General features: G+C 46.3%; 22 protein-coding genes. 8 read left to right on the top strand and 14 right to left on the bottom strand.

The window, feature by feature from the left end; all coding sequences use genetic code 11:
* The first annotated feature begins 93 nt into the window (after window positions 1–93).
* Window positions 94–1,398: a hemolysin family protein gene (locus FEN17_RS03255; RefSeq protein ID WP_138363861.1), complete on the top strand. Its 1,305-nt coding sequence runs from the start codon at window positions 94–96 to the stop codon at window positions 1,396–1,398.
* On the top strand, window positions 1,398–2,039 hold the full coding sequence (gene pyrE, locus FEN17_RS03260; RefSeq protein ID WP_138363862.1) for an orotate phosphoribosyltransferase: 642 nt from the start codon (window positions 1,398–1,400) through the stop codon (window positions 2,037–2,039). Before FEN17_RS03255 ends, pyrE begins: the two co-directional genes overlap by 1 nt.
* 118 nt (window positions 2,040–2,157) lie before the next feature.
* On the opposite strand, the gene FEN17_RS03265 is transcribed toward pyrE, so the two are convergent.
* Window positions 2,158–3,180, bottom strand: coding sequence for an aldo/keto reductase (locus tag FEN17_RS03265; protein ID WP_138363863.1), 1,023 nt, complete (start codon window positions 3,178–3,180; stop codon window positions 2,158–2,160).
* Between the two features lie 141 nt (window positions 3,181–3,321).
* On the opposite strand from FEN17_RS03265, the gene ppk1 reads away from it, so the two are divergent.
* A complete protein-coding gene (ppk1, locus tag FEN17_RS03270; RefSeq protein ID WP_138363864.1) occupies window positions 3,322–5,418 on the top strand; it encodes a polyphosphate kinase 1 in 2,097 nt (698 codons plus the stop codon).
* Between the two features lie 206 nt (window positions 5,419–5,624).
* Window positions 5,625–6,218: a TetR/AcrR family transcriptional regulator gene (locus FEN17_RS03275; protein WP_138363865.1), complete on the top strand. Its 594-nt coding sequence runs from the start codon at window positions 5,625–5,627 to the stop codon at window positions 6,216–6,218.
* Here FEN17_RS03275 and epsC read toward each other — a convergent pair.
* On the bottom strand, window positions 6,211–7,053 hold the full coding sequence (epsC, locus tag FEN17_RS03280) for a serine O-acetyltransferase EpsC (RefSeq protein WP_138363866.1): 843 nt from the start codon (window positions 7,051–7,053) through the stop codon (window positions 6,211–6,213). The genes FEN17_RS03275 and epsC overlap by 8 nt on opposite strands.
* Before the next feature lie 191 nt (window positions 7,054–7,244).
* Between epsC and FEN17_RS03285 the strand changes: the two genes are divergently transcribed.
* Entirely contained in the window at window positions 7,245–8,171 is a 927-nt protein-coding gene (locus FEN17_RS03285) for an alpha/beta fold hydrolase (RefSeq protein ID WP_138363867.1), read from the top strand.
* Between the two features lie 13 nt (window positions 8,172–8,184).
* Here the strand turns inward: FEN17_RS03285 and FEN17_RS03290 are convergent, their stop codons facing one another.
* Together FEN17_RS03290 and FEN17_RS03295 are read right to left on the bottom strand one after the other, a co-directional pair.
* Entirely contained in the window at window positions 8,185–9,309 is a 1,125-nt protein-coding gene (locus FEN17_RS03290) for a T9SS type A sorting domain-containing protein (protein WP_138363868.1), read from the bottom strand.
* Window positions 9,310–9,443: 134 nt separating this feature from the next.
* Window positions 9,444–10,502, bottom strand: a complete 1,059-nt coding sequence (locus tag FEN17_RS03295; protein ID WP_374756666.1) for an isoaspartyl peptidase/L-asparaginase family protein — start codon at window positions 10,500–10,502, stop codon at window positions 9,444–9,446.
* Between the two features lie 159 nt (window positions 10,503–10,661).
* On the opposite strand from FEN17_RS03295, the gene FEN17_RS03300 reads away from it, so the two are divergent.
* The gene (locus FEN17_RS03300; protein WP_138363870.1) at window positions 10,662–12,521 is read left to right on the top strand and encodes a glycoside hydrolase family 2 protein; all 1,860 of its coding nucleotides are present in this window, start codon (window positions 10,662–10,664) and stop codon (window positions 12,519–12,521) included.
* Between the two features lie 93 nt (window positions 12,522–12,614).
* On the opposite strand, the gene FEN17_RS03305 is transcribed toward FEN17_RS03300, so the two are convergent.
* The 7 genes from FEN17_RS03305 to FEN17_RS03335 all read right to left on the bottom strand — a co-directional run bounded on the left by FEN17_RS03305 (window position 12,615) and on the right by FEN17_RS03335 (window position 19,619).
* Window positions 12,615–13,796 (bottom strand): MraY family glycosyltransferase, encoded by a 1,182-nt coding sequence (locus FEN17_RS03305; protein ID WP_229208672.1) that lies wholly within the window; start codon window positions 13,794–13,796, stop codon window positions 12,615–12,617.
* 178 nt (window positions 13,797–13,974) lie between these two features.
* Window positions 13,975–14,718, bottom strand: a complete 744-nt coding sequence (locus FEN17_RS03310; RefSeq protein WP_138363872.1) for a glycosyltransferase family 2 protein — start codon at window positions 14,716–14,718, stop codon at window positions 13,975–13,977.
* A complete protein-coding gene (locus FEN17_RS03315; RefSeq protein WP_138363873.1) occupies window positions 14,715–15,284 on the bottom strand; it encodes a WcaF family extracellular polysaccharide biosynthesis acetyltransferase in 570 nt (189 codons plus the stop codon). Before FEN17_RS03315 ends, FEN17_RS03310 begins: the two co-directional genes overlap by 4 nt.
* Complete coding sequence (locus FEN17_RS03320; protein WP_138363874.1) at window positions 15,241–16,167, bottom strand: glycosyltransferase family 2 protein; 927 nt, start codon at window positions 16,165–16,167, stop codon at window positions 15,241–15,243. Before FEN17_RS03320 ends, FEN17_RS03315 begins: the two co-directional genes overlap by 44 nt.
* A gap of 57 nt (window positions 16,168–16,224) precedes the next feature.
* Window positions 16,225–17,376, bottom strand: a complete 1,152-nt coding sequence (locus tag FEN17_RS03325) for a glycosyltransferase (RefSeq protein ID WP_138363875.1) — start codon at window positions 17,374–17,376, stop codon at window positions 16,225–16,227.
* Between the two features lie 30 nt (window positions 17,377–17,406).
* Window positions 17,407–18,561 (bottom strand): glycosyltransferase family 4 protein, encoded by a 1,155-nt coding sequence (locus FEN17_RS03330; RefSeq protein ID WP_138363876.1) that lies wholly within the window; start codon window positions 18,559–18,561, stop codon window positions 17,407–17,409.
* Window positions 18,561–19,619 (bottom strand): hypothetical protein, encoded by a 1,059-nt coding sequence (locus FEN17_RS03335; protein WP_138363877.1) that lies wholly within the window; start codon window positions 19,617–19,619, stop codon window positions 18,561–18,563. The genes FEN17_RS03330 and FEN17_RS03335 overlap by 1 nt, the downstream gene beginning before the upstream one ends.
* Before the next feature lie 187 nt (window positions 19,620–19,806).
* Between FEN17_RS03335 and FEN17_RS03340 the strand changes: the two genes are divergently transcribed.
* Window positions 19,807–20,685 (top strand): alpha/beta fold hydrolase, encoded by an 879-nt coding sequence (locus FEN17_RS03340; protein WP_138363878.1) that lies wholly within the window; start codon window positions 19,807–19,809, stop codon window positions 20,683–20,685.
* Window positions 20,686–20,735: 50 nt separating this feature from the next.
* On the opposite strand, the gene FEN17_RS03345 is transcribed toward FEN17_RS03340, so the two are convergent.
* From FEN17_RS03345 to FEN17_RS03355, 3 genes are read right to left on the bottom strand one after another with little or no spacing between them, the layout of a single operon-like run.
* Window positions 20,736–21,104, bottom strand: coding sequence for a VOC family protein (locus FEN17_RS03345; protein ID WP_138363879.1), 369 nt, complete (start codon window positions 21,102–21,104; stop codon window positions 20,736–20,738).
* A 27-nt stretch (window positions 21,105–21,131) separates the two neighbouring features.
* Window positions 21,132–21,662, bottom strand: coding sequence for a cupin domain-containing protein (locus FEN17_RS03350; RefSeq protein ID WP_229208673.1), 531 nt, complete (start codon window positions 21,660–21,662; stop codon window positions 21,132–21,134).
* A gap of 8 nt (window positions 21,663–21,670) precedes the next feature.
* On the bottom strand, window positions 21,671–23,008 hold the full coding sequence (locus FEN17_RS03355; protein WP_138363880.1) for an amidohydrolase family protein: 1,338 nt from the start codon (window positions 23,006–23,008) through the stop codon (window positions 21,671–21,673).
* 138 nt (window positions 23,009–23,146) lie between these two features.
* Between FEN17_RS03355 and FEN17_RS27205 the strand changes: the two genes are divergently transcribed.
* Window positions 23,147–23,323 carry a DUF6496 domain-containing protein gene (locus FEN17_RS27205; protein WP_171037829.1) on the top strand — a complete coding sequence of 59 codons (177 nt, stop codon included), beginning with the start codon at window positions 23,147–23,149 and terminating at the stop codon, window positions 23,321–23,323.
* The last annotated feature ends 140 nt before the right edge of the window (window positions 23,324–23,463 follow it).

Genomic DNA, 23,463 nt, shown 5'->3' on the forward strand with positions numbered 1-23,463 from the left:
TGGTACGTGAATAGCTGCCAAAATTAAGTAAAGAGTTTAGTTTAGACAGAGATTATTATTGATAAATTTGCACTGATATCAAATAAAAAGTTCTTGGAACTCCTGATAATTCTACTTCTTGTGCTTCTCAATGGTATTTTTTCCATGTCCGAGATAGCACTCGTGTCCTCCCGAAAATCACGATTTGAAGCAGCAGCCAGAAATGGCGATTCCAGTGCCAAAGCAGCCCTCAATCTTGCCAATTCCCCAACCCGCTTTTTATCAACCGTCCAGATCGGTATAACACTGATAGGTGTTTTAACAGGTATGTACAGCGGCGATAAAATCACGGTCGATTTCGAGCAGACAATCTCACAAATACCGTTTCTAGCGCCTTACAAGCATTCGCTGGCCGTTGGCGGCGTGCTGGTTTTAATCACTTATCTCTCCCTGGTTCTGGGTGAGCTGGTACCGAAACGTATCGGGATGGCCAACCCCGAATCGATCTCGAAAGTGATGGCCAGGCCGATGAATTTACTGTCAAAAGCGACCGCGCCATTTATCTGGTTACTAGGGTTTTCCAGCGATCTCATTATTAAAGTACTGAACATTCGTCAAAGCGAAAATGCCGTGACGGAGGAGGAAATTAAAAGCCTTATCCAGGAAGGTACTTCGGGTGGTGTCTTTGAAGAAATTGAGCAGGAAATTGTACACAATGTATTCCAGCTCGGCGACCGGAAAGTGACTTCACTGATGACCAACCGCCAGGAAATAATCTGGCTCGATCTGGAAGATACGGTCGAGGAAAATAAAGCGAAGATTTTTGACGCAAGACATTCTATTTACCCGGTTTGCCGCGGTACGGTGGATGACGTGGTGGGGCTGGTGTATGTTAAAGACCTGATCGCCACAGACATTGAAGCGCAGCTGGCTAATTTGCAGGCTGTTTTGCGTGATCCGGTTTATCTGCCCGAAAGCAACCGCGCTTACCAGGCGCTGGAAAAGTTCAAGGAGCAGCGGGTGTATTTTGGGATTATTGTCGATGAGTACGGCGGCATCCTCGGGGCGCTTACAATGCATGACATTATGGATGCGCTGGTAGGGGATATTTCGGAGGACATTGAAGAAGCTTCGGAAATCGTGCGCCGGGAAGACGGAACTTATCTGGTTGATGCTCAGCTTCCTTTTGATGATTTCCTGCAATATTTTGAAATTAATATTCAGGATGCGGAGCGTCGGGAACTGGTAGGTTTCAATACATTAGGTGGGTTTGTTTTGCATATCCTGGAAAACATTCCGAAAGTGGGAGAGCAGTTCAAGTGGAAGAATTTCGAGTTTGAGGTCATCGATATGGACCGCAGCCGGATCGATAAATTGTTAGTGACTAATCATAATAAAAAGGAAGAATCCGAAGAATAATGCTGAACAACGAGGATATCACAAAAAGGATTGCAGAACTGCTGCTGGAAGCGCAGGCGATCAAACTAAGCCCTGATAAACCATTTCAATGGAGCTCGGGCTGGCTCTCGCCCATTTACTGCGACAACCGCGTAGCATTATCCTATCCCGACACCCGCACATTTATTAAAAAGACACTTGCCGAGCTGATTAAGAGGGAATATCCTGATGTTCAGGCGGTAGTAGGTGTCGCAACCGGCGGTATTGCCCAGGGAGCGCTGGTAGCCGATTTACTGGAACTACCTTTCGCCTACGTCCGTCCGGAGCCGAAAAAACACGGTATGGGAAACCAGATAGAAGGCCGGCTTGAAAAAGGGCAGCCCGTGATCATTATCGAAGACCTGATCTCAACCGGTGGCAGTTCGCTGAAAGTGGTTGACGTGTTGAGAGAAGCAGGTATTGAGGTAGCAGGGATGGTCGCCATTTTTACCTACGGTTTCGAAATCGCCGCCAATAATTTCAAAGAGAAAAATGTAAAGCTCAGTACGATCAGCAACTATAACGCATTGATCGAAACTGCTTTGGAACACAACTACGTCACTGAATCGCAGGTAGAAAGCCTGAGCGCCTGGCGGGTAGCTCCCGATAGTTGGGGCAAATAGAAGAAGACTGAAATACTAAAAATGAGGGGTTAAGGTGAATTCGTTTTTGAATTTCATCTTAACCCCTAAATATTTAACGCTTTATGTGGCTGATTTTTAAATCATTGACTCTCTTTCATTAAACCCGATGGTTGTCCAGCTTTTCATAAAGTCCCCCAAATGCTTCTTCTTTTACACCATCGGACTTTAAAAATTCGTGTGGAAACCCTAGCTCGATTTGACTTACTGCATTGAGTTTGTTGATCGCTTCTTCGGGTAAGCTGAAATTCAGACAACCCAGAGAATCCAGCATCTGATGTTCTTTGGATGCGCCAATGATGGGGATCATGACCTGATTGCGGTGGCGCGTCCAGTTGATGGCAACCTGCGCAGGCGTTACACCCAATTCGTCGGCGACTTCTACCACAGTTTGTGCAATAATGCTACTGTGCTCGTTCCGCCGAATGCTGTTTTCGGGCACCCTGCCTTTTTCCCCGCGTAAATATTTTCCGGTCAATGCGCCGCCACCGATTGCACCCCAGGGAGTTACCGCCAGGTCGAGTGCTTTTGCCATCGGAATAAGGTCACGCTCGGGTGTTCTTTGCAGCAGTGAATATTCAAATTGAATCGCCGCAAATGCACTCCAACCTCGGAAATCAGCGATCGTATTCGCCTGCGAAACTACCCAGGCGGGTGTGTCTGAAATGCCAACATAATGTACGATTCCCCGCGAAACCAGATCATCCAGGCCGCGCATTACTTCCTCGGCAGGCGTGGTATTGTCCCACATGTGCACCCAAAGCAGGTCAATGTATTCCGTATTGAGGCGTTTTAAGCTGGACGTCACAGAGCGAAACATATTCTTGCGGTGGTTGCCTGCGAAGTTCAGATCATCATTGCGGTCTTTTAATGTAAACTTGGTCGCCAGTACCCAGTGATCACGGTCAGTTTCAATAAATTCACCGACAAATTTTTCAGAAGAACCTTCTGTGTAGCGGTTGGCGGTGTCGATAAAGTTGCCTCCTTCTCTGGCAAATGTTTCAAATATTTTAAAGCTTTCGTGTTTGTCTGCCCCCCATCCCCACTCTTTGCCGAAGGTCATGGTACCCAGGCAAAGCTCTGAGACCCGAAGACCAGACCGGCCTAATAATTGATAGCGCATAGTAATAAAATTAAGATTTTCGTCGGCAATATAACGTCGGACGGTAATCGTACAATGTTATTTTTTGTGTTGCAAAGTTATATTCTTAGCCGCCAAATGTATTTATATTGTGACAAAATTCGAACCTACTCACCACGCTGAATGATTGATGTTGCCTACCCTTATTTCGATACGAATCTAAGTTGGCTTTCTAATAATTACCGGTTACTACTGGAAGCGAACGACGATACCGTACCGGTAAGGGAACGGCTCAGGCTGCTGGGTATTTATGCTTATCAGACCAAAGAATTCTTCCGGGTTCGTGTGCCCAATTTACTGGCGATGGCGGAGGTCAGCAACGATATTCGAACCAAGCTGAACATTTTTCCAGAGTCCCTGCTCGAACACATTTACGAAACAACTGAGAACCAGCTTGGTGAGTTTAACGAGATACTTACAAAACGTATCTTGCCTACACTAATCGAGCAGGGCGTACATGTATATTACAAGGAAGCATTTGCAGCCGATCACCTTCTTTTTCTTCGCAAATTCTTTGTAGACAAGCTTTTCAGGTATTTGCAACCCATCTTTCTGGATACCCGACGGAGCTCGAAAACATCCATTTTCGAATCTAAACAATTGTATCTCGTAGTCCGGATGCAGCACCGGGAGGATTCGGAGGAAGACTGGTATGCGTCTGTGAATGTGCCCTTCGAGCCTTTTGGCCGCTTTTTGGAATTGCCTGAATTGGACGGCAAGCGGCAGGTGGGATTTATGGAAGATGTGATCCGTGAAAACCTGCCGGTGCTCTTTCCGGGTTACAACATTCTGGAAAGCTATACATTGAGAGTTGAGCGTGAAACTGAGCTGACGATCGAGGACGATTACCCGATGCAAATTGCCCAGCGCATGTTGAAGCAGCTGGAAAAACGGAATTTCGTGCAGCCTTCCCAGTACTTCCACGAGTCGGGTATGCCGCTGTATGTGCGTGAATATCTGAGCAATAAGGTGGCAATCCCGATGAATGAATTCCATGAGCGCGGGGACTACATCTATATGCAGGATCTTACCAAGTTTCCGGCATTATCTCGGCGGCTTGACTATCCTTATCAGCGCCCGATCCAGAATCCGGGTTTTGATGAAAATACTTCTGTTTTTGAGTCAATTCAAAAAGCGGATCAGCTGTTGCACCTGCCGTATCAATCTTATGAGCCGATCGTCCGGTTTTTCAACGAAGCGGCGGTCGATCCGCATGTTAGAGAGATCCATGTTTCACTTTACAAGATCAGCCCTAATTCTTTCATTCTCAATTCCCTGATCAGCGCATCCAGAAACGGAAAAAGAGTTACTACCTACGTAGAGCTCAATACCAAAATGGATATTCAGGAGAATTTGCAGTGGTCGAAAAAAATGCGGGATGCGGGTGTGAAGATCGTTCTGAGTGTTCCCGGATTGAAAGTGCATGCAAAAATGGCTCTGGTAAAAAGGAAAGTGCAAAAAGGGTGGGAGCGGTATGCTTTCCTGGGTACCGGCGGATTTTACAGATTGACGAGTCGCGAAATTGTAGATCACGCTTTGCTGACCAGCCATAGAGAACTCACTAATGAGTTAGAATTGCTCTTTGGCTATTTGTCAACACAAGATGAACCAAAGAAGTATAAGTACCTGCCTTTCAATTTTTTACAGGTTACCCAATTCACATTACAAAAAAAGCTACTGGAATTGATCGACCGTGAGATTGCAAACTGTAATGCCGGGCTAAAATCCTTTATCACGATCAAGATCAACCAGTTACAGGATCACATTCTGATCGATAAACTTTACCAGGCTGGGCAGGCCGGCGTGCCGGTGCATGTGATTGTCAGCGAGAGCTGCGGGCTTATTTCGGGGCTGCCGGCACTGAGTGATAACATTATCGTAAGCCGCCACGTAGACCGCTACATTGAAAACTCACGGATCTTTCATTTTGGCAACCGGGGAAACGACGAGATTTTTCTGACATCCTGCGACTGGACGCACAGAAACCTGCACCGACGCATCGATATATGTTTTCCGATCGTGGATGAGAACCTGAAAAACCAGATGCGCCTGGTACTTAGAAATTATGTCAATGATAATCAGAAAGCCGTGCGTCTTGATTTGTATCAAAACAATTTGCGGATCCCTGACGATGGAAAAGGCAAGGTGCGGGCGCAGGACGCAAACTACCGGTTGGTAGAAAAAATAGAGAAAGCAGCGCCTTCCCGTAAGAGTGATTAAGCATTTTTTACGGGTTAAAAAAATTTTCCGCTGGCAAAATTTGATAATCGCCGCCTGCATTTCATTGACGCACTTTGTAGAATAGAGAATGAAAAAACGGGAAGAAATTTTACATAATAGACCTTGTAAGCCCTTGAGACATAAGTGCTATATGAGTATATTTGAAAGCATATCATCTGACTCAATCCTTAAACATACATTCTAGCATGGGGATAGTTGAACGAAGAGAACGACTAAAAATACAGGTACGTTCGGACATCGTTAAAACAGCCAAAGACATCGCTCGCGAGGACGGGTGGACGGCTGTCTCGATTCGGAAAATTGCGGAAGTGATTGAATACAGCCCGCCGATTATCTACGAATATTTCGATAGCAAAGACAAACTTCTGGAAGCAATTCGCCTGGAAGGGTTTGATTTTCTCCAATCGGAATTTGTGAAAATCAAAGGACATTTCAGCAACCCCCAGAAACAGCTGGTGGAAGTTGCACAAAGTATCTGGAATTTCGCCGTAGAAAATCCGGAGATATTTCAAGTGATGTTCAACCTCGACGGCGCTTACTGCGATTCCAAAAAGGCTTATTCTCACGCGATGAGCATTAAGGGAAATCCGGTTTGGGAAATGATCGCGAGCCTTCGTCCGAAATCCGGCGAAGCAGTTACAAAGACTTACTATGAATGGTGGTGCCTGACCTACGGGTTTGTGAGCATTACCATGACCACACAGCCCAGATACGCCTTTTCACAGGCAGAGCCGGTTTACATGGAAGGCATCCGGAGATTTATCCGGAGCATTATGTAGCAGGTGCTTCGGTGGCTTTTACTTGCGGGCGTATCTCTATTTTACTTTGGTGATAAACCTGGGAAAATGGAGGTACGCTTCTTACCAACCAGGCATTTCCGCCTATGATCGAATCATGCCCGATCACTGTTTCTCCGCCTAGGATCGTAGCATTGGCATAAACAACCACATTATCTTCAATCGTCGGGTGACGCTTACGGGAAGCCAGCGATTTGGAAACATGCGTGGCGCCTAATGTTACGCCCTGGTAGAGCTTCACATTGTTTCCAATTCTTGTCGTTTCGCCGATCACGACGCCAGTTCCGTGGTCGATAAAAAAGGAATGTCCAATGATTGCGTTTGGATGAATGTCGATGCCGGTCTGGCTATGCGCAAATTCGGTAAGCATGCGCGGCAAAAGCGGGATACCGGCTTTGGCAAATGAATGTGCAAAACGATACGTGGCAATTGCCATAAACCCGGGATAAACCGAAATCACTTCTTCAATGCTGACCGACGCGGGATCATTATCGGTAATCGACTTGGCGTCTTTCAAAAGCTCTTCATAAATCTCAGGCACCTGGGCAAAAATATCATCAAGGATTACTTCCGTATCCCGTTCAAGTTGTGGAAGCAAAGGTTGCAACATGCAGCTCAGGTCCCTCCGGAGGTCTGCATATTTCATGGCAAGGTCTTTGGAAGGACAACTTGGGCAATCCTGACTGATAGGAAATAGAAAATTGATCAGGTTTTGAATGAATGTGCCCGCATCGTCCCTGGAAGGCAACTTATAGCGGTACTTTTCATTTTGTCCCGAAAGACGTTTGAAGAAAACTTCTTGGTGGTTGGCTGTCATTAAAGGTAAAATTTGAACCGGGAAGTTGGGTACAGCAGGTAAACGTTTTACAGGCAACACAGATTAGCCCGGAAAAATTTGATTTGCCTGCGTTCTTTAAAAAAATCCGAAAGGATGCACCGTTTGCCCCGGTAATGTCGTATATTGAATATACTGTGAATTTATAAAATAGAGTAACATTCTTGAGGTGTATGTTAAGTTTTAAATTCCTTCGGTCCACATTCTTCTTTTTGCTCCTGGCCACCTCACTCAGCTCATGTTTTTCACGGTACATTATTTCCGCAAAACAGGTGAAAAAACATTATGCTGAGCGAAAAATAAAGCCCGTCGAGCAGATCATCAAGAACGATACACTTTCGCTGAGCATCGCCAGTATCGGCGCTGATACATTACCTATGCTGCTGCTGATCCACGGTGCGCCTGGGTCATTGTGGGGATATATGAACCTGCTGGATGATGAGGATTTGCAGAAGCAATTTCACATTGTTTCAGTGGATCGGGTGGGTTATGGCAAGTCCAAATTGAAATCAAGATTAAAAAAGAAAAGATATGTGACTTCAATCGAAACGCAGGCCAATGCACTGCTTCCGATTTTTGATTTAAATAAAAGCGACGAAAAAGTAACTGTCCTGGGAAGATCTTATGGTGCGCCGATTGCGGCTAAACTCGTTTCTATGAGACCGGATCAGGTGAAGGAGCTGATCATGGTTTCGCCGGTGATCGATCCGGAAAAGGAAAAATTTTACTGGTTTTCAAAATGGGGACGAAATTCATTCATCCAGCTTTTCTTACCGGGAGAATTCAATACAGCCACGGCCGAGAAATATACCCACGCCGACGAACTGAAAAAGCTGATCCCTGTCTGGCATAATTTGGAAGTTCCTACCACTGTAATCCAGGGAGGAAATGACTGGATTGCCGATCCTACTAACATTGATTTCGCCAAGAAACACATCAAAAGTAAACGCGCACAATACATTTTCCTTTACAATGCGGGCCACATGATCACTTACACGCATTTGTCGATGATCAAAGAAATGTTGCTGAAAAACAGGCTGTTTCAGGACAAAATTTCTTCTGTTGATACGCATACCAATGAAGGCCAGCTGGGAAATTAATCGATTAGCATTCTCAGCGTACCAGTTTCTGTGATACGGAATCAAAGGCATTGCTGGCTTTGATCAGGTAGAGGCCACTCGACAAGCTTCTCATATCAAACTGCTGCTGCGTCGAAAATTCGGGATTGCTTGTAGATGATTCACGAATAATCCTTCCGTTCATATCTATCAATTGCAGCTTAATAACCGACCGATTCTTGCTATATGCTTTGACAGTCACGAAATCCTGCGTAGGAACCGGGAAGGCCTCAACCGAGAGGGAAACTTCTGGTGAATCGGAATCCGGCGTAGAAGTGATCGGGTTGCCAAATTGCGACGACTCTGTTTCGGCATTCTGATAAGGCGGGATTTCCACCGAAGGGCCTGGCTTGTCGGTGACCGCAATGACGCCTTCGCGATAACTTTGCGAAATTAAAATGCCATCTCTCCATTCTTCCACCAGCAAAGCAAAAAGGTACTCGCCCACCACTTCTGGCGCTCGCCATTCCAATTTTTTTGTAGCGGCAATTACTTTAAAAGTACCGTTGCTGCTGACTTCATTCGGAAACATATAAGTATGGTCCAGCATCCGCACTGCGCAGCTTCCCGGCGAAGGTCTGCTGGCCCGGTATACTTTAACATTCATGCTATCGGCATCTGTGACAGTTGGTTTTAAATCAACTGAAAAAACCTGGCGGGCGCCGGCCTCGAATGCAAGGTAAGGTAATACCGGCGTAGAATTGGCCAGCTGCGTGCTGATCACCGTCCAGAGAAAAACAGGCGTGTTTTGTGAATTATGCAGGTTTAGAAGGTTCCCGACACGATTTTCAAGTAGAGTTGAAATTTGGAAGATTCCGGAAGAACCGTAGGTGTATGTTCCCACGTAATCTGATGCCATTATGTCTCCGTCAAGCATCACCGGAGTATCCGTAGTTCTTGAAAATTCTTTCGTATTTCCATCTCCAAAACAAACCAAAACCGATTGTTGGGCCGCACTCGCGCTTGCGCCAACTTGCGTGTTAAGGTATAAACGCACGGTTATCTTGTAAGTTTGCCCCGAAACATGGGCGGCCAGAATCTCACCTCCTCGGATATGGCTAGCCTTACAAAGCGGCGAAAGGAAAAAAAGGAATAAGAAAATCCCGTAAATTGATTTCATATAACGAAAAGGAAGCAGCTGATGATTTACTTTCTTTTTAACGTTAAACCCTGCTGAATTTGTATTGCTTAGGCGGTTACAAAATGCGAAATAAGGTGAAATTTTTACGGCAGTTTAGTCGGAAATTATCTTCATCAATCTTTATAAATCAAGACCTCGCTTTTGCCGGTGTTGTCGATGTAACCACGGTACATTCCCTCGCTATTAAACGGCATTGCGATGTTTCCGTTTTTGTCGAGGGCTATCACGCCGCCCTCGCCGCCACGTTCTACCAGTTTTTTCATAACCACTTCATTGGCAGCGTCTTTAACGGACAGACCTTTGTATTCCATCAATGCTGAAATGTCGTAAGCAACTACCGAACGGATAAAATATTCGCCATGGCCCGTGGCAGACACGGCGCAGGTAGCATTGTTGGCATAAGTACCGGCACCAATGATCGGCGCGTCCCCAATGCGGCCATATCTTTTATTTGTCATGCCGCCCGTCGACGTTCCGGCGGCAAGATTGCCAAATTGATCCAGCGCCACACAGCCTACGGTACCAAATTTTTTGCCTTCTGTAAAAATGAGATCATCCACTGCGCCTGACTTAGGGCCTTTCTTAATATCCTTTTCTTCTTTTGCATTGTGGTCAAGCTCTACCTTTTCGTCTTCCTTTGCTTTCTGCAAAGCTTTGTAGCGCGCCTCGGTATAGAAGTAGGATGGGTCAACAATGTTAAGACCTTTTTCTTTTGCAAACTTCTCAGCTCCGGTCCCGGCCATCATGACGTGCTCCGATTTTTCCATGACCGCAATTGCCGCGCTGATCGGATTTCTGATCACGGTTACGCCAGCCACAGCCCCGGCTTTCATCGACTTACCATCCATAACAGCCGCATCCATTTCATTTTTCCCTTCATTGGTAAAAACTGCGCCCTTGCCAGCATTGAAAAGTGGCGAATTTTCCATTACGTGGATCGCCGCCTCGACAGCCTGGACGCTGGTGCCGCCCTTTTTCAATATTGCATAACCTTTTTGCAAAGCCTCATTTAAAGCGTCCCGATACGCTTTTTCTTTCTCGGGGCTCATGTTGGCGCGCGTTATTGTGCCTGCGCCACCGTGGATTACCAGGGTGATCTTGCCCGGCTGCTGTGCCTGCGCTGAAATGCAACAGCAGATTGAAAAAAGGATTGTAAGGAAGAATTTCATCAGGCTGAGTTTTGAGTGAATGATCAAATCTAAAAATTAAGAAGCACATTACGTCATCACTGCTGAATCGATTTCTATGCTATCTTGCCGCTTTTTTGGGAGTGAGAGCAAATCTGCCTTTACTTTTATTTTGAACCTAAATATTAAGCAACCAACAACAGGATGAAAAAATTAATACTCTGCGCAGGAGTTTTGATGGCGACGCTGCAGGCATTTGCCCAGGCGCCAAAATCTGCGGACTGGAAAGTAAAAGAAGGGAAAATTGTGACGCCCTGGGCCGAAAAGGTGGTCGCGCAAAATCCGCATGCAGAATATCCGCGGCCGCAGCTGATCCGCCAAAACTGGCAAAATATCAATGGTCTCTGGAATTATTCAATCGTACCAGCCAATGCTGCAAACGCCGCGCCAACGGCATTTGAAGGTCAGATTCTCGTACCATTTGCGGTCGAATCGGCATTATCGGGTGTCGGCAGAACGGTGGGTAAAGATAGCGTGCTCTGGTACCAGCGGCTCGTGGACTTTTCACCCAAATTAAAAGATCAAAAAGTATTGCTGCATTTCGGTGCGGTGGACTGGAAATGTGATGTGTTTGTAAATGGTAAACCTGCGGGCACGCACCAGGGCGGATATGACCCTTTTACATTCGACATTACAGATTTGCTGATAAAAGAGAAGCAGCAGGAAATCGTCGTAAAAGTCTGGGATCCAAGCAGCGACGGTCCTCAGCCACGCGGAAAACAGATCAAAAATCCACACGGTATCTGGTACACGCCGGTGACTGGAATCTGGCAGACAGTTTGGCTGGAAACGGTTCCCACGAGCTACATCGCGTCCATTTTACCAACTGCTGATATTGATAAACAAAACGTTACCGTCAAAGTTGACCTGGAAAATGCAGGTGCCGATGATAAAATCAGGGTTACTGCCTGGGATGGTACAACCAAAGTAGGCGAGAAAGAAGTTGCGCCAGGAAGCGATGCGGTCATTCAGATCAGCAATGCGAAACTGTGGTCGCCGGACTCACCGTTTTTGTATGAACTGACGGCTACTGTTTTGAGAAAAGGAAAATCGGTAGACGATGTGAAAAGCTACTTTGCAATGCGTAAAATCGCAATGCAGCCTGACCAGAATGGTACTCTGCGGATGACATTGAACAACAAATTTCTTTTCCAATACGGCCCGCTCGACCAGGGGTGGTGGCCCGACGGCTTGTACACCGCACCGACCGACGAAGCTTTAAAGTTTGACATTGTGAAAACCAAGGAAATGGGCTTCAACATGATCCGGAAGCACGTAAAAGTGGAGCCTGCAAGGTGGTACCGCTACTGCGACGAGCTGGGCATGCTGGTGTGGCAGGATATGCCGAGCGGCGACATGGGCAACAATTGGGAACCGCGCCCTGCTATCACCGGACTTGAAACTGAAAAGGACCGCACACCGGAATCTGAAAACATTTATAAAACAGAATGGAAGGCGATCATGGACGCGAATCGTTTCTTTCCGTCTATCGTGGTTTGGGTGCCGTTCAATGAAGCCTGGGGCCAGTTCAAAACGGAGGAAATTACCAACTGGACCATGCAGTACGATCCAAACAGATTGGTAAACAGCGCCAGCGGAGGCAATTTCTTCCCTGTCGGACATATTATGGATTTGCACAACTATCCCGCACCAGCGATGCCACGTCCCGAGATTTTCGGCGCAAAGCAGATTATTGTTTTAGGAGAATTTGGCGGGCTGGGCTTGCCGGTAGACCAGCATACCTGGCAGCAAAAAGACAACTGGGGATATCAGAGCTTCAAAAGCCAGGAAGAGCTTTATGACAAGTACGCGTCATTTGTAGGCAAATTCGAGGCGCTGATCCGCAAAGGCTTATCGGCTGCGGTTTACACGCAAACTACGGACGTAGAAGTGGAAATCAATGGTTTGATGACTTACGACAGGAAGGTAATCAAATTTCCGGAAGCCAAAATGAAGGCGATTCATTCGCCGCTCTACAATGCTTCCTGGGTAAATTTGAAATAAGGATCTGGATTAGACTTGCTTAAAAATCAAAGGGACTTTGCAGCTGACAATCAGTTTTGCAAAGTCCCTTTCACTTTAATATAAAAAGTGTAATTAAATGTCCCTCAGCGTGTTGCCGGATGAATGCAAATCGTTTTCGTTGAATGATGGACTATTCATCAATTTTTTTTTCTCCTTCACAAAAACAACCCGTCTTTTCAGCATGTGCGCAAACAACATATATGCTCCAAACATCCCGATGTAAATGTAAAGTGACGCGGTATTGGTAATGTCGCCGTGGAATGTGAAGAATAAGGCGGTATTAATGATCGTCACCATCCAGAGTGAGAATGACGCCCAGAAATGATTTAATCCGTTGTCGATCAGGATGTGGTGCATGTGGTTTCTATCAGCCACGAAAGGCGACCCTCCTTTGAAAATCCGGACAATAAACACGCGGAGCGTATCAAAAATCGGGACGATCAGCAGCACCATCACAATAATCGGTGCATTGAAATAAGCATTCGGATCATGCAGGTAACCCACATTCAGGGACAGGAATTCGACTGAAAAAATCGAGAGCAGGTAGCCAACGATCAGCGAACCAGTGTCGCCCATGAAGATTTTACTGGTTTTGGAGAAGTTGAATCTCAGGAAGCCGAGCAAAGATCCGGACATCGCGAAAGCCAGACAGCCGAAGGAAAAGTGATCATTTAAAATAAACCAGATCCCAAAACCCAGACCGGCAATCAGACTGATTCCACCCGCCAGACCGTCGATCCCATCAATAAGGTTAACCGCATTGATGATCGCGATGAAGATGAAAACGGTCAGTGGTATACTCACAAAATCGGAAACCTGATGAATCCCGAAAATCCCGTAGAAATTATCCACCTTGAAATTGCCCATCGCGACAAGTATCAGCGAGGCGAAGATTTGAATAATCAGCTTCTTAGTCGGGTCAACCGCCAGAATATCATCTTTAATACCTAGAAAAAACAAAATGATCACGCCGGTCATCGCCAGGCTGATCAGGTTGGAATCGAGAATGTTCTCAGAATGCGGCCAAAGGAAATATGCAATTAATGTCGCTGCGAAAATAGCAATACCGCCCAATGTTGGAGTCTCCGTTTCGTGGGAGCTGCGGAATCCCGGTTTGGCAGTCAAATGCAAGAGATTTGACAGATTGATAATGATCGGGATGGAAATAATAGACAGGAAACAGGCAATCAGGAAGGAGAGTAAGCACTGATATACATCGTGATGTATAATGTTGCTAAAGTCTCCCTCGCTCAAAATCTGTAAGGGTAGTTTTAAATCCATAGTGTCTGCAAGAATGTTAGGAAGTGCGTTAAGTATATAAAGGAATAATCTAATTCAAATGACGTAAAATTAATCAATATAAAAAATATGCAAATCATTGATACTCAAAATATTTATTAACTGGACATCGATAATTTTTTCTAACACTGTTCTAAATAAATTGTAAAATCTTCCTCAAAGGTTTTAGCCATAATGTGTAGAACCTGGGCGTCAGATTGTTAGTTTTCCAGGCCTTCAAATCGTTGCGGTTTGCGGCCAGCCTGTTCTTCAAAGTACTGGTACTTACACCACCCACCCGCATCTTCACTAACACTTTTGGTAAATAACCGATCCTGACCTGAAATTTGTGAATAAATCGGAGCATCAGCTCGTAATCAGCGGCTGTTCCCAGGTCAAGACGGAATGTTCCGTTGTTCTTGTAAACTTCTTTTTTTACAAAAAAGGTCGGGTGCGGCGGCATCCATCCATTAATAAAAGAACCTTTCCTGTATTCTCCTGAGACCCACTTTCGCGTGACTTTCGTTGCATCAACCCCGTCAACAAATTCAAGATCTCCGTAAACACACTGAAAATCACCAGATTGCATCGTCTTAACCACCTCGCTGATCACCGACGGGTATGCGTAAAAATCATCGGCATTCAAGATTCCGATAACTTCGCCGGTTGCTAATTGGATGGCCTTGTTCATGGCATCATAAATCCCGGAATCCCGCTCACTGATGAATTGGGCCACTTTATCGCCGTAAGACGTCACAATTTCCTGGGTACCGTCGGTTGAATTTCCATCGACAATAATGTATTCGATATCAGAATAATCCTGTTTCAAAACCGAGTCGATGCACGACCTGATCGTGGCAGCGCCATTATAAACTACGGTGAGTATACTTACTTTCAACGGCTTATGGTTCTTGTTTTAACGTATTTGGCAGGATTACCCTGGTAAATTCCATAGGCATCCAGGTTGCTTGTCGCCACCGAATTGACGGTCAGCACGGCATGCGAGTAAGCGGTAACATTCGGACAAACCGTCGCTTTCGCACCGATCCACACGCCGTCCTCCAATGTGATCGGTCCCACTTTCAGGTCGAATGTGCTGCGGGTATAATCGTGATTTCCGGTCAAAAGCATGCAACCCTGCGAAAGACAGACGTTTGATTCAATAGTCACCAAAGTGAGGTTGTCAATCCACACATCTTCGCCGATCCAGCAATGGTTTCCGATCTTCAAAAACCAGGGATACTTAATGTTCACTTTCGGCTTGATCACGATACCAATACCGATCTTCGCCCCGAACATTTTCAGCAGCATGATTTTAAATGAAGATGGGTAGGGAATGTACGTATTGAAAAACAGCCGGTTAACAATATACCACGAAAGCAGCTTCACAAAGCCGCCGCCCGGATTGAACCAGTCAATGTTATACCCGGACAGATTGGTTTGGGTTCCTAAGGTCTTTTCCATATTCTGTCCTGAAATGCGATATAATCGTCTCTTTATCTTTTCCTACGCGGTGATACACTTCATATATTTTCGCGTCGACGAGGAAGCGGTACCAAAATCCCTGCAATACATGCCAGATTAGCCCCTTTGTCCCGTCCAGAAATCCTCCTTTTAAAATATATCTGTAACCGAAATAAACAAACGGCCGGGTAAAGAGCGGGAGGTCGGCGTACTTCACTTTGAGATACCGGGTACGCTGTTCCTGACTTCCCCAAAAGCTGGGTTCAACCGTCTCTTTGCTATCAAAATTATATTTAATATTCAATAAATCAATCACTTCCCTTATTGCATAATTGTTATGCTTTTGAGTCCACCAGGTAAGATTATTCAGGTTGTGATCGACGATATCGTGTTGCAATTGCTCGGTTCTGCCGCTGCTCAGTTTGATATGTTCGTCCATCCACAACTCTTCGCAAATACCTTGTCCATTTCGCCAGATCCGCAAAAGCCAGATTGGATAATACCCACCACGGCGGATCCATTTTTCCATAAAAATGACCCTTCTTTTGACATATAACCCTGAAACATCCTGCTGAAAACTGCGCATCGACATATTCAGTTCCTGCGCCAGTTCGGAGGTAATGTATTCGTCGGCATCCATCCGCATCAGCCATTCCGTTTTGAACGGATTATTCTGAATACCAAAATTGAATTGAAATGCGTAAGAAACCCAGGGATTCTGAACCACCGTAGCGCCCAGGTTTCGGGCAATTGTTACCGTATCGTCAGTGGAAAAAGAGTCGACAATGAAGATTTTGTCGGTGATCAGCAGCAGGCTTTTTATGCAACGCTCAATGTGCCTGGATTCATTGTGTGTCAAAATGATGACAGATAAGTCAATCATACCCAGTCTGAAACGTTAAAAAAATAGGCTTTCGCGGTGATGTTCAATATTTCAAAGTTAGCCAATTTTCTTAACTTTCTTGTATTCTTCCAATAACTGATTGGCAACCACTTTGATGTCAAAATTTTCCACTACCATCTTGTAGGCGCGATTTACAATGTCGGCAGCGTACGATTTATCTTGTAATATTTTAAGAATTCCTTCTGCTACGCCTTCACTATTCAGCGTCGTCAAAAATGCAGCATTGTGCTTCTTAATGTAATCGCCAAATCCCACGCGATCAGACACCACCGTCGGGATTTTACAAGTCATCGCTTCGAGGACTGCGATCGAAAAGCCTTCGGAATAGGAGGGAAGCACGAAAAGATCAGCATCTGAAAATGCTTCTTTTTTATTGGTATCGGTCAGCAATCCCACCAGTTTAACCCGGTCGCCTAGGTTGTTTTTCTGGATAAAATCTTCGGTTTCAGCCTGGTATCCGTCATCTGGGCCGGCGAGGATCAGCACGGCATTTGGCAAAACTTCACTGACTTTTTTAAATGCCGGGAGCAGCAGGTCGAGACCCTTTTTAATGTTAAGCCTTCCCATAAAAAGGATCAACTGCTGCTCGGCACCAATCTGATGTTTTTGTCTGAAAATACCTTTGGGCGGCAAATTCTCGTAATCGGACAGCTTCATACCATTCGGCACGATCACCATGTTTTTCGGCCGGTAACCCAGGTAGCGGATCACGTCTTCTTCCTCGTCGGTGTTGTTGATCTGGATCAGGTCGGCTTTGCCAAGTAATCTTTTCTGGTAAAGGATCGTCACGATTTGCTTTTTCCACTTGCTGTGCGCCACGGCCCATTTGTCGAGCAGGCCGTGAATCGTGATGACTTTTACAGCATTATTTTTAATCAGAAACGGCGCCAGCGCGCCGAAATGCCAGATTCCGTGCATGTGCACCACATCGTATTCATGTATGTGCTGTTTCAGGTATCGGTACATTTCCACGGAAAATTCGCGGTAAAAGTTGCTGATTGGCGTCGTGCGCTTGCATTCGATCAGCCGTGCGCCGGCCGGGACGGTGTAACTTTTTTCGCCGGGTGTCATCGGGCTGAGGATATCCACCTCGTGCCCCTGCGCCAGCACTTCCGTCGTGTGGTCGTAGATAATTCTTGCGGGGCCTCCGATGGCCCAAGTGTATGCACAGATATTCAGGATTCGCATGCTTTAAATTGATATTTTGGAACTGCGTCCTCAGGATGCACCGTCCAGTTTTTGATAACATTTTACCATTTCCGCCGCTACGTCGCGCGACGAAAATGGGGCGATTAGTTCAAGCGATGCCTGACCCATACCCGCGATTTTTCCAGGTTTTTTTTCAAAAAACTGCATCGCGGACACCAGCTCGGATTGTTTCGCAGGATCGAACGTAAAACCATTTACTTCATTTTTGACCAGATCCGGCACGCAGCCGCATTTTTCCGAAACGATCACGGGCATACTGCAAATCATCGCTTCATTTACCACAAGTCCCCACGGTTCCGATTTGCTTGGCAAAATGAGCACGTCACTTTTCGCCAGGAAATCAGGTATCTGGTACCACGGGAAGCCGCCGGGAAAGGAAACTTTATTTTTGAGTTCCAGCAAATCAACCAGTTTTTCCAGCGCAGATCTTGCCGGTCCGTCACCGACCAAGGTCAATTTCCACAATGAGTTTGGATTTGCTTTCAACATTTGATCGTACGCCCGCAGCAGCATTTCCAGATTTTTTTCCGGCGCCAGTCTCCCTACATATATAAAGCTGCGCGACAGTTTTTCAACATTTGCCTCACCAGATTTTGCTTCCTCGTAGCGGCTCCTAATCAAATCTTCATCCACCACCGCAGCATTACGGACCGCAATGTCAGCGGGATTAACTCCCAGATTTTCAAGATACTCGGCCGATGATTTTCCAAAACAAAAAAACGCATTCCCCCGGCCCACGATAAAACTCTTAACCGATTCACGCCAGCCCGAGCGCTCATGATCGGCCGGGGAAGATTCGGAGGAAATGACCACTTTCACGCCTTTCAGTCTCGCATAAAACATCAGCAGCACCTGCGCCATATCGAAATAGCCGGTAATGTTGAGGACGGTCGGTTTGTATTCTTTGAAAATCCGGAACAATGCTTTGCGCCGCTCCTGGAAAGTCACGCTGTCCAGGCTCCGGTTGAAAAGTACCTGATAAGGATAATGATATTTGACGGTATCGTCGGGCTGCATGTTGCTACGGCTCGCCTCGTTTAACGCGATTTGCGCCACCAGAAATTCGCTTTGCGGGTCGGTTTCCAGCAAAACCCGATGTATCTCGCTGAAAAGCCACGACTTATAATGTGCCCATAATTGATTGTGAACCACCAGTACGCGCATTACTTTTCAAGTTTTAAGTATTCCTGAAACAACGGATACAGGTTATTGGATAAAAATCGCTGGCCCTGGTCATTGTAATGCACCACGTCATTTTTGCGGTAAAGATCTTTGGAAACCCGAAACTGAAATTCATTGATCAGTCTGATATTTTTTCCTGCCGCAAACTGGATTATCTCGTCGCCCTGATCATTAAAATGCCCCATATCGATTTCCGAAATTTCGGGGTGCAGGTAAATAAAAAATGGAATGTTGTTCGCTTGGGCAATTTCGTACAACTGCTCGTAGCCCGGATTAAAACCGACGCCCGGCTTGCGGATGCCGGCATTATTCAGCTTCTCGTCTTCTGTAATATCCTTTTTATCAGGTGTTTGACTTGCAGGAACCTCCTTTTTAACTGAATCAATTTTGCTCGTAGAATCCACTTTCGCTGTACTGGGCTTTTCCTCAGCAGTTTCTTGTGTTGGCCTGAAAAACCGGTCGAGATAATAGAAGAAAATCCACCGGTACCGGTCCCACAATTCATACAGCGCCACTTTGTACTGCTTGTTCGGCATACCCGGATCGACGCCCACCGGACTAATGTGCGACATGATATCGTGTGCGTCGTGGCTGCTCGTCACCAGGCACATGAGCTTCGCTTTAAATGTGCCGAATTTTTTGAGATAAGCCGCCACGTTATCCGGCCCCCAAGAGCCCGCCGAAATGTTCAGGACGCGCACTTTTTTATGATAATCCTTGAGAAAACGCCTTTCCAGAATCGTGGAGGCAATGCTATCCTGATCTGTGAGGCTGCCGCCATTGACGACCGAATCGCCGATCAATAAAATAACGATGCTGTCGGATGGTGCGATTTCTTCATTCCGCATGGAAAAATGGTTGGTGCGAAGTGTTGAGCCAAAGCGTTTTACGTCCTGATTAGGCGCGTAGATATATTCGAAATCGGGGTCTGAAATGTAAAGGGGGGAATTGCAGAAGCCAAATGCCACTCTCAAAACAACTTCGGCTACCGCGGCAAGGATGACAATGCTGATTAAAAAGCCGTATAGGTACTTTGACATTAAATATGGGTCAGTTCTGAGTCGTTTGAGTGCGCAAATTTAGGATTACTTTTTCCAAAACCGACTTTTTGATATTTGCATCATCAAATAATGAGCCACTGGCTCTCACGCTTCATCTTGGAACGATAATTTAAAGATAGCCGCCACACAAGCATTGATGCTTAATCATTCGCTAAAAACCAACCTTATGAAATTCATTGAATCAAATGCAGGGACCACGGGTGAGCCGGTGAAATTGCTGGTACACGAAGTAGGCCAGGGTAAGCCTGCCCTGTTTATTACCGGCTGGCCTCTGAGCCACGAAATGTGGGAATACCAGTTTAATGTGCTTCCAAAACATGGGATCCGCTGTATTTCTTATGATCGCCGCGGTTTCGGGCACTCCGATAAGCCTTGGAGCGGATATGATTACGATACTTTGGCGGCTGATTTAAACGCTGTGATTGAAGCACTTGATCTGCACGATGTTACGCTGGTAGGTTTTTCGATGGGCGGCGGTGAAGTGGTGCGTTATCTGAGCACTTATGGCAGCGAAAGAGTTTCCAGAGCCGTACTGATCAGCTCGGTAGTTCCTTATATGTTGAAAACCGAGGACAATCCGGAGGGTTTACCGCAGGAAATGTTCGACGAATTTGTGCAGCAAATTGAAGACGATCGGCCTAAATTTCTTGCCGGTTTTGCCAAATCATTTTATGGGAATTCCCTGCTCAACAATGCCGTAAGCGACGAAATCCTGACCTGGCACGGCGGCCTGGCATTGCAGGCATCGGGACGGGCTACCACCCAATGTATCAGAAGTTTCAGCGCGACGGACTTCCGTAATGAAGTTTCGCTGCTGGACGTGCCGGTGCTGATCATTCACGGGGAATCCGACAAAACAGTGCCCATCGATGCGAGCAGCGAAAGGACTTCGGATATGCTACCGGGTGCAGAATACATTATTTATGAGGGTGCTCCGCACGGATTGTTTATTACACATAAAGAAAGGCTGAACGAAAACCTGGTGCAATTTATCAACCAGGAAGTCGTGACGATCAGCAACCCATATACAGATATTGTGACCTAGGCGATAGGATGAGGGGAAGCCGGGGCAGCACGTCATGTGCTGCCCCTTTTTTATGCGAGCATCTCAATAAATTCGATGCGGTTGCCGAAAGGATCGCGGAACGAAAAACGGTTTCGGTCAGGAATTTTGCTTTCATTGGAAATCGCGATCCCATGATTTTGCAAAATAGCCCGTGCATTTTCCAAATTATGTACTTCAAAAGCCGGGTGCCGCGCTGAAATATCATGCGTTTTCTCCGCCCGTATATGCAGCTGAATATCGCCCATCTGAAACCATATCGCCCCATTTGGCAGCGGGTAACCCATATCCGTCAGCTCCGGCAAGCCAAGTATGTCGCCATAAAACTTACGTGCTTCGTCCTCCGTACCTTCGGGAATGCAGAGCATGATGTGATCGAGTCTTTTAAATTCAATTTTCATGGTTGGAGATTTTCGGTCATGTTAATGTTAAACCCACAAGGTGATCAATCCGCCCGATTTACCGGAAAACGGATCCAATGCAGGTTTTGGAACTTTGGCAATGTTCTGGTCTGCTTTGGGCCGGTCGCCAGGCTCGCCCCGGAGAATGTCGTAGTCCCGTCCGTCCGGATAAGCACCTACCACACCAAAATCGCCGGACGATTCCAGTTTTTTGTGCCCCACGCCGGCAGGTATTACCAGTATATCTCCGGCTTCTACCCGGATCTTTTCACCATTTTCCCCGCCCATGTGCAGCAAGGCATTTCCGGCAAACACACCCAAAACCTCATGTGAAATACTATGGTAATGATGATAGGTAAACACCCCATTCCGCCAGGAATTCGTCCACTGATTTTTCGCAAAAAGCGCCTCCAACCACCCCGCACCTTTCACACCCCGCTCAGCAAACACATTTTTATAAACCAGCAGTGGATATTTACTATTCGGAATCTTCCCGTCATCTTTGAAGAAGAAGGTTTGAGGGTTGGTCATGGTGGATATATCAGGTCTGTCTTGCATCCCGTAAGTTACTTATTTAAAGGCCCCTTACTTACTTCAATGCCATTTTTCCAAACTGCCTCGATGGTCCGGGTGTTCTTAATGTCTTTTTCGGGATTGGCGCTGAGGATGACTAGGTCGGCGTGTTTGCCTTTTTCGAGGGTGCCGAAGTCGGTGTCGATCTTTAATGTTTGGGCGGCGTTGCGGGTGCTGACGGTGAGGGCCTGGATCGGCGTAAGGCCGGCCTCAACCATGAGCTGCATTTCCAGATGTTCGGTGAAACCCTGCGTACGTATCGGAAAGGCGCCCGAATCGGTTCCCAGCGCTACGGTGATGCCGGCATCGAAAATCTTTTTCAGGTTGATCATCCCGATTTTGTGAGACTCCATATTCTTGGCATAATCCGGCGAGTTCCGGATTTTCTCACCATAGCTTTTGTCGGAGATCATTTCAAAAACGCCCGGTTCCAAAGAGTTTTTGAAAAAATCATCATTGACCCAATCGGGATTTCCGCCGTACGCAAATAGATATTCATCCAGCGAAAGCGTCGGGATGTAAGTAACATGCTTCTGCTTCATTTTCGCTAGCAAATCGGCATCTACTTCTTTGTCGCGGATGCTGTGGGCGATGATATCCAGCCCCGCATCCACCAGCGCGCGGGCGTCTTCGGCGTAAAACAAATGTGCAGCAACACGGATGTTCCTTTTGTGCGCTTCTGAAATGATCGCTTTATAAATTTCCGGTTTCATTTTTTGTGCGCCGCCGTGATCATCCACCCACATTTTTACCACCGTCGGTTTAACAGCCGCCAGCTTATCCATCATGGCCGGAACCTCGGCTGGTGTAGCCGGACGGAGCAGCAAATTCATCCATGAGCCAGGATTGGGATCAGGCACATTGAAACCATATCCCGCTGAAAAAAGTCGGGCACCCGGCAGCTTGCCAGCCACCGTAGAATCGCGCAGGCCTTCAAAGATGAGCGGCCGGTCGGTACCCATCACGAGCACTGCGCTCACGCCATAATCTTCATACTTTTTCAGCTGGCGCAAAATATTTTCACGCGTATAATTTTCGGCCGACGAAGTATTTCCCTTCAATGTCCCGATATGCGCGTGAGCGCAGATTAGCGAGGGGATCACTATTTTTCCTGAGAGGTCCTGCACCTTCGCGTTGCCGGGTTTCAGGCCCTTGCCGATTTCAGCGATGCGGCCGCCCGATACCAGTATGTCCATATTTTGCCTCGGTGCCGACCTGGTCCCGTCAATCAGTGTCACGTTTTTCAAAAGCACCGGTGACAGCTGCGCCTGCGTACGAAAAGCCGCGGAGAGCATTAAAAACAGGATAAAAATGATGTCGATTTTTTTCATAAGATATATGCAGACCATGTTTTGGTTACATCAAAAAATGCCTGCCGTCTGGTATAGAATTTGAAACAATTCGTGGAATAATTTTATAAAGACTATCAAAAAGTAAATTAAGCATCCGATCTCTTAAGTTTTGAAATCATGGCCAAATATTCAAAAAAAGCGAGTGAAAAAGTAGGGGAGACCCTGCACGAGCAAAAAGAAGGAAAGCTCAAATCCGGCTCCGGTAAGAAAGTTACTTCCAAAAAACAGGCGATTGCGATCGGTCTTTCGGAGGCTAGAAAAGAAGGTGCAAAAGTGCCGAAGAAAAAGGATTAAAAATCGTTAACATTTAGCAAACCTTTTTACCAGGCCGTTTCGATGGTGAAAAGGTTTTTATATGTCGAACTGTGTAGACGTACCGCTACACGACGCGTATAACAGAGCTCAAAAAAACCTATATTGTGGGTCAATCTTTG

This window comes from Dyadobacter luticola, assembly GCF_005860805.1.
GTDB lineage: Bacteria > Bacteroidota > Bacteroidia > Cytophagales > Spirosomataceae > Dyadobacter > Dyadobacter luticola.

Coding starts and splice junctions, on each gene's coding strand:
- FEN17_RS03335 (WP_138363877.1), bottom strand. CDS start 19,619: ATGTCAAAGTACCTATACGGCTTTTTAATCAGCATTGTCATCCTTGCC.
- FEN17_RS03315 (WP_138363873.1), bottom strand. CDS start 15,284: ATGGAAAAGACCTTAGGAACCCAAACCAATCTGTCCGGGTATAACATT.
- FEN17_RS03275 (WP_138363865.1), top strand. CDS start 5,625: ATGGGGATAGTTGAACGAAGAGAACGACTAAAAATACAGGTACGTTCG.
- ppk1 (WP_138363864.1), top strand. CDS start 3,322: ATGATTGATGTTGCCTACCCTTATTTCGATACGAATCTAAGTTGGCTT.
- FEN17_RS03330 (WP_138363876.1), bottom strand. CDS start 18,561: ATGCGCGTACTGGTGGTTCACAATCAATTATGGGCACATTATAAGTCG.
- FEN17_RS03285 (WP_138363867.1), top strand. CDS start 7,245: ATGTTAAGTTTTAAATTCCTTCGGTCCACATTCTTCTTTTTGCTCCTG.
- FEN17_RS03350 (WP_229208673.1), bottom strand. CDS start 21,662: ATGCAAGACAGACCTGATATATCCACCATGACCAACCCTCAAACCTTC.
- FEN17_RS03345 (WP_138363879.1), bottom strand. CDS start 21,104: ATGAAAATTGAATTTAAAAGACTCGATCACATCATGCTCTGCATTCCC.
- FEN17_RS03290 (WP_138363868.1), bottom strand. CDS start 9,309: ATGAAATCAATTTACGGGATTTTCTTATTCCTTTTTTTCCTTTCGCCG.
- FEN17_RS03320 (WP_138363874.1), bottom strand. CDS start 16,167: ATGATTGACTTATCTGTCATCATTTTGACACACAATGAATCCAGGCAC.
- FEN17_RS03300 (WP_138363870.1), top strand. CDS start 10,662: ATGAAAAAATTAATACTCTGCGCAGGAGTTTTGATGGCGACGCTGCAG.
- FEN17_RS03355 (WP_138363880.1), bottom strand. CDS start 23,008: ATGAAAAAAATCGACATCATTTTTATCCTGTTTTTAATGCTCTCCGCG.
- FEN17_RS27205 (WP_171037829.1), top strand. CDS start 23,147: ATGGCCAAATATTCAAAAAAAGCGAGTGAAAAAGTAGGGGAGACCCTG.
- pyrE (WP_138363862.1), top strand. CDS start 1,398: ATGCTGAACAACGAGGATATCACAAAAAGGATTGCAGAACTGCTGCTG.
- FEN17_RS03265 (WP_138363863.1), bottom strand. CDS start 3,180: ATGCGCTATCAATTATTAGGCCGGTCTGGTCTTCGGGTCTCAGAGCTT.
- FEN17_RS03325 (WP_138363875.1), bottom strand. CDS start 17,376: ATGCGAATCCTGAATATCTGTGCATACACTTGGGCCATCGGAGGCCCC.
- epsC (WP_138363866.1), bottom strand. CDS start 7,053: ATGACAGCCAACCACCAAGAAGTTTTCTTCAAACGTCTTTCGGGACAA.
- FEN17_RS03340 (WP_138363878.1), top strand. CDS start 19,807: ATGAAATTCATTGAATCAAATGCAGGGACCACGGGTGAGCCGGTGAAA.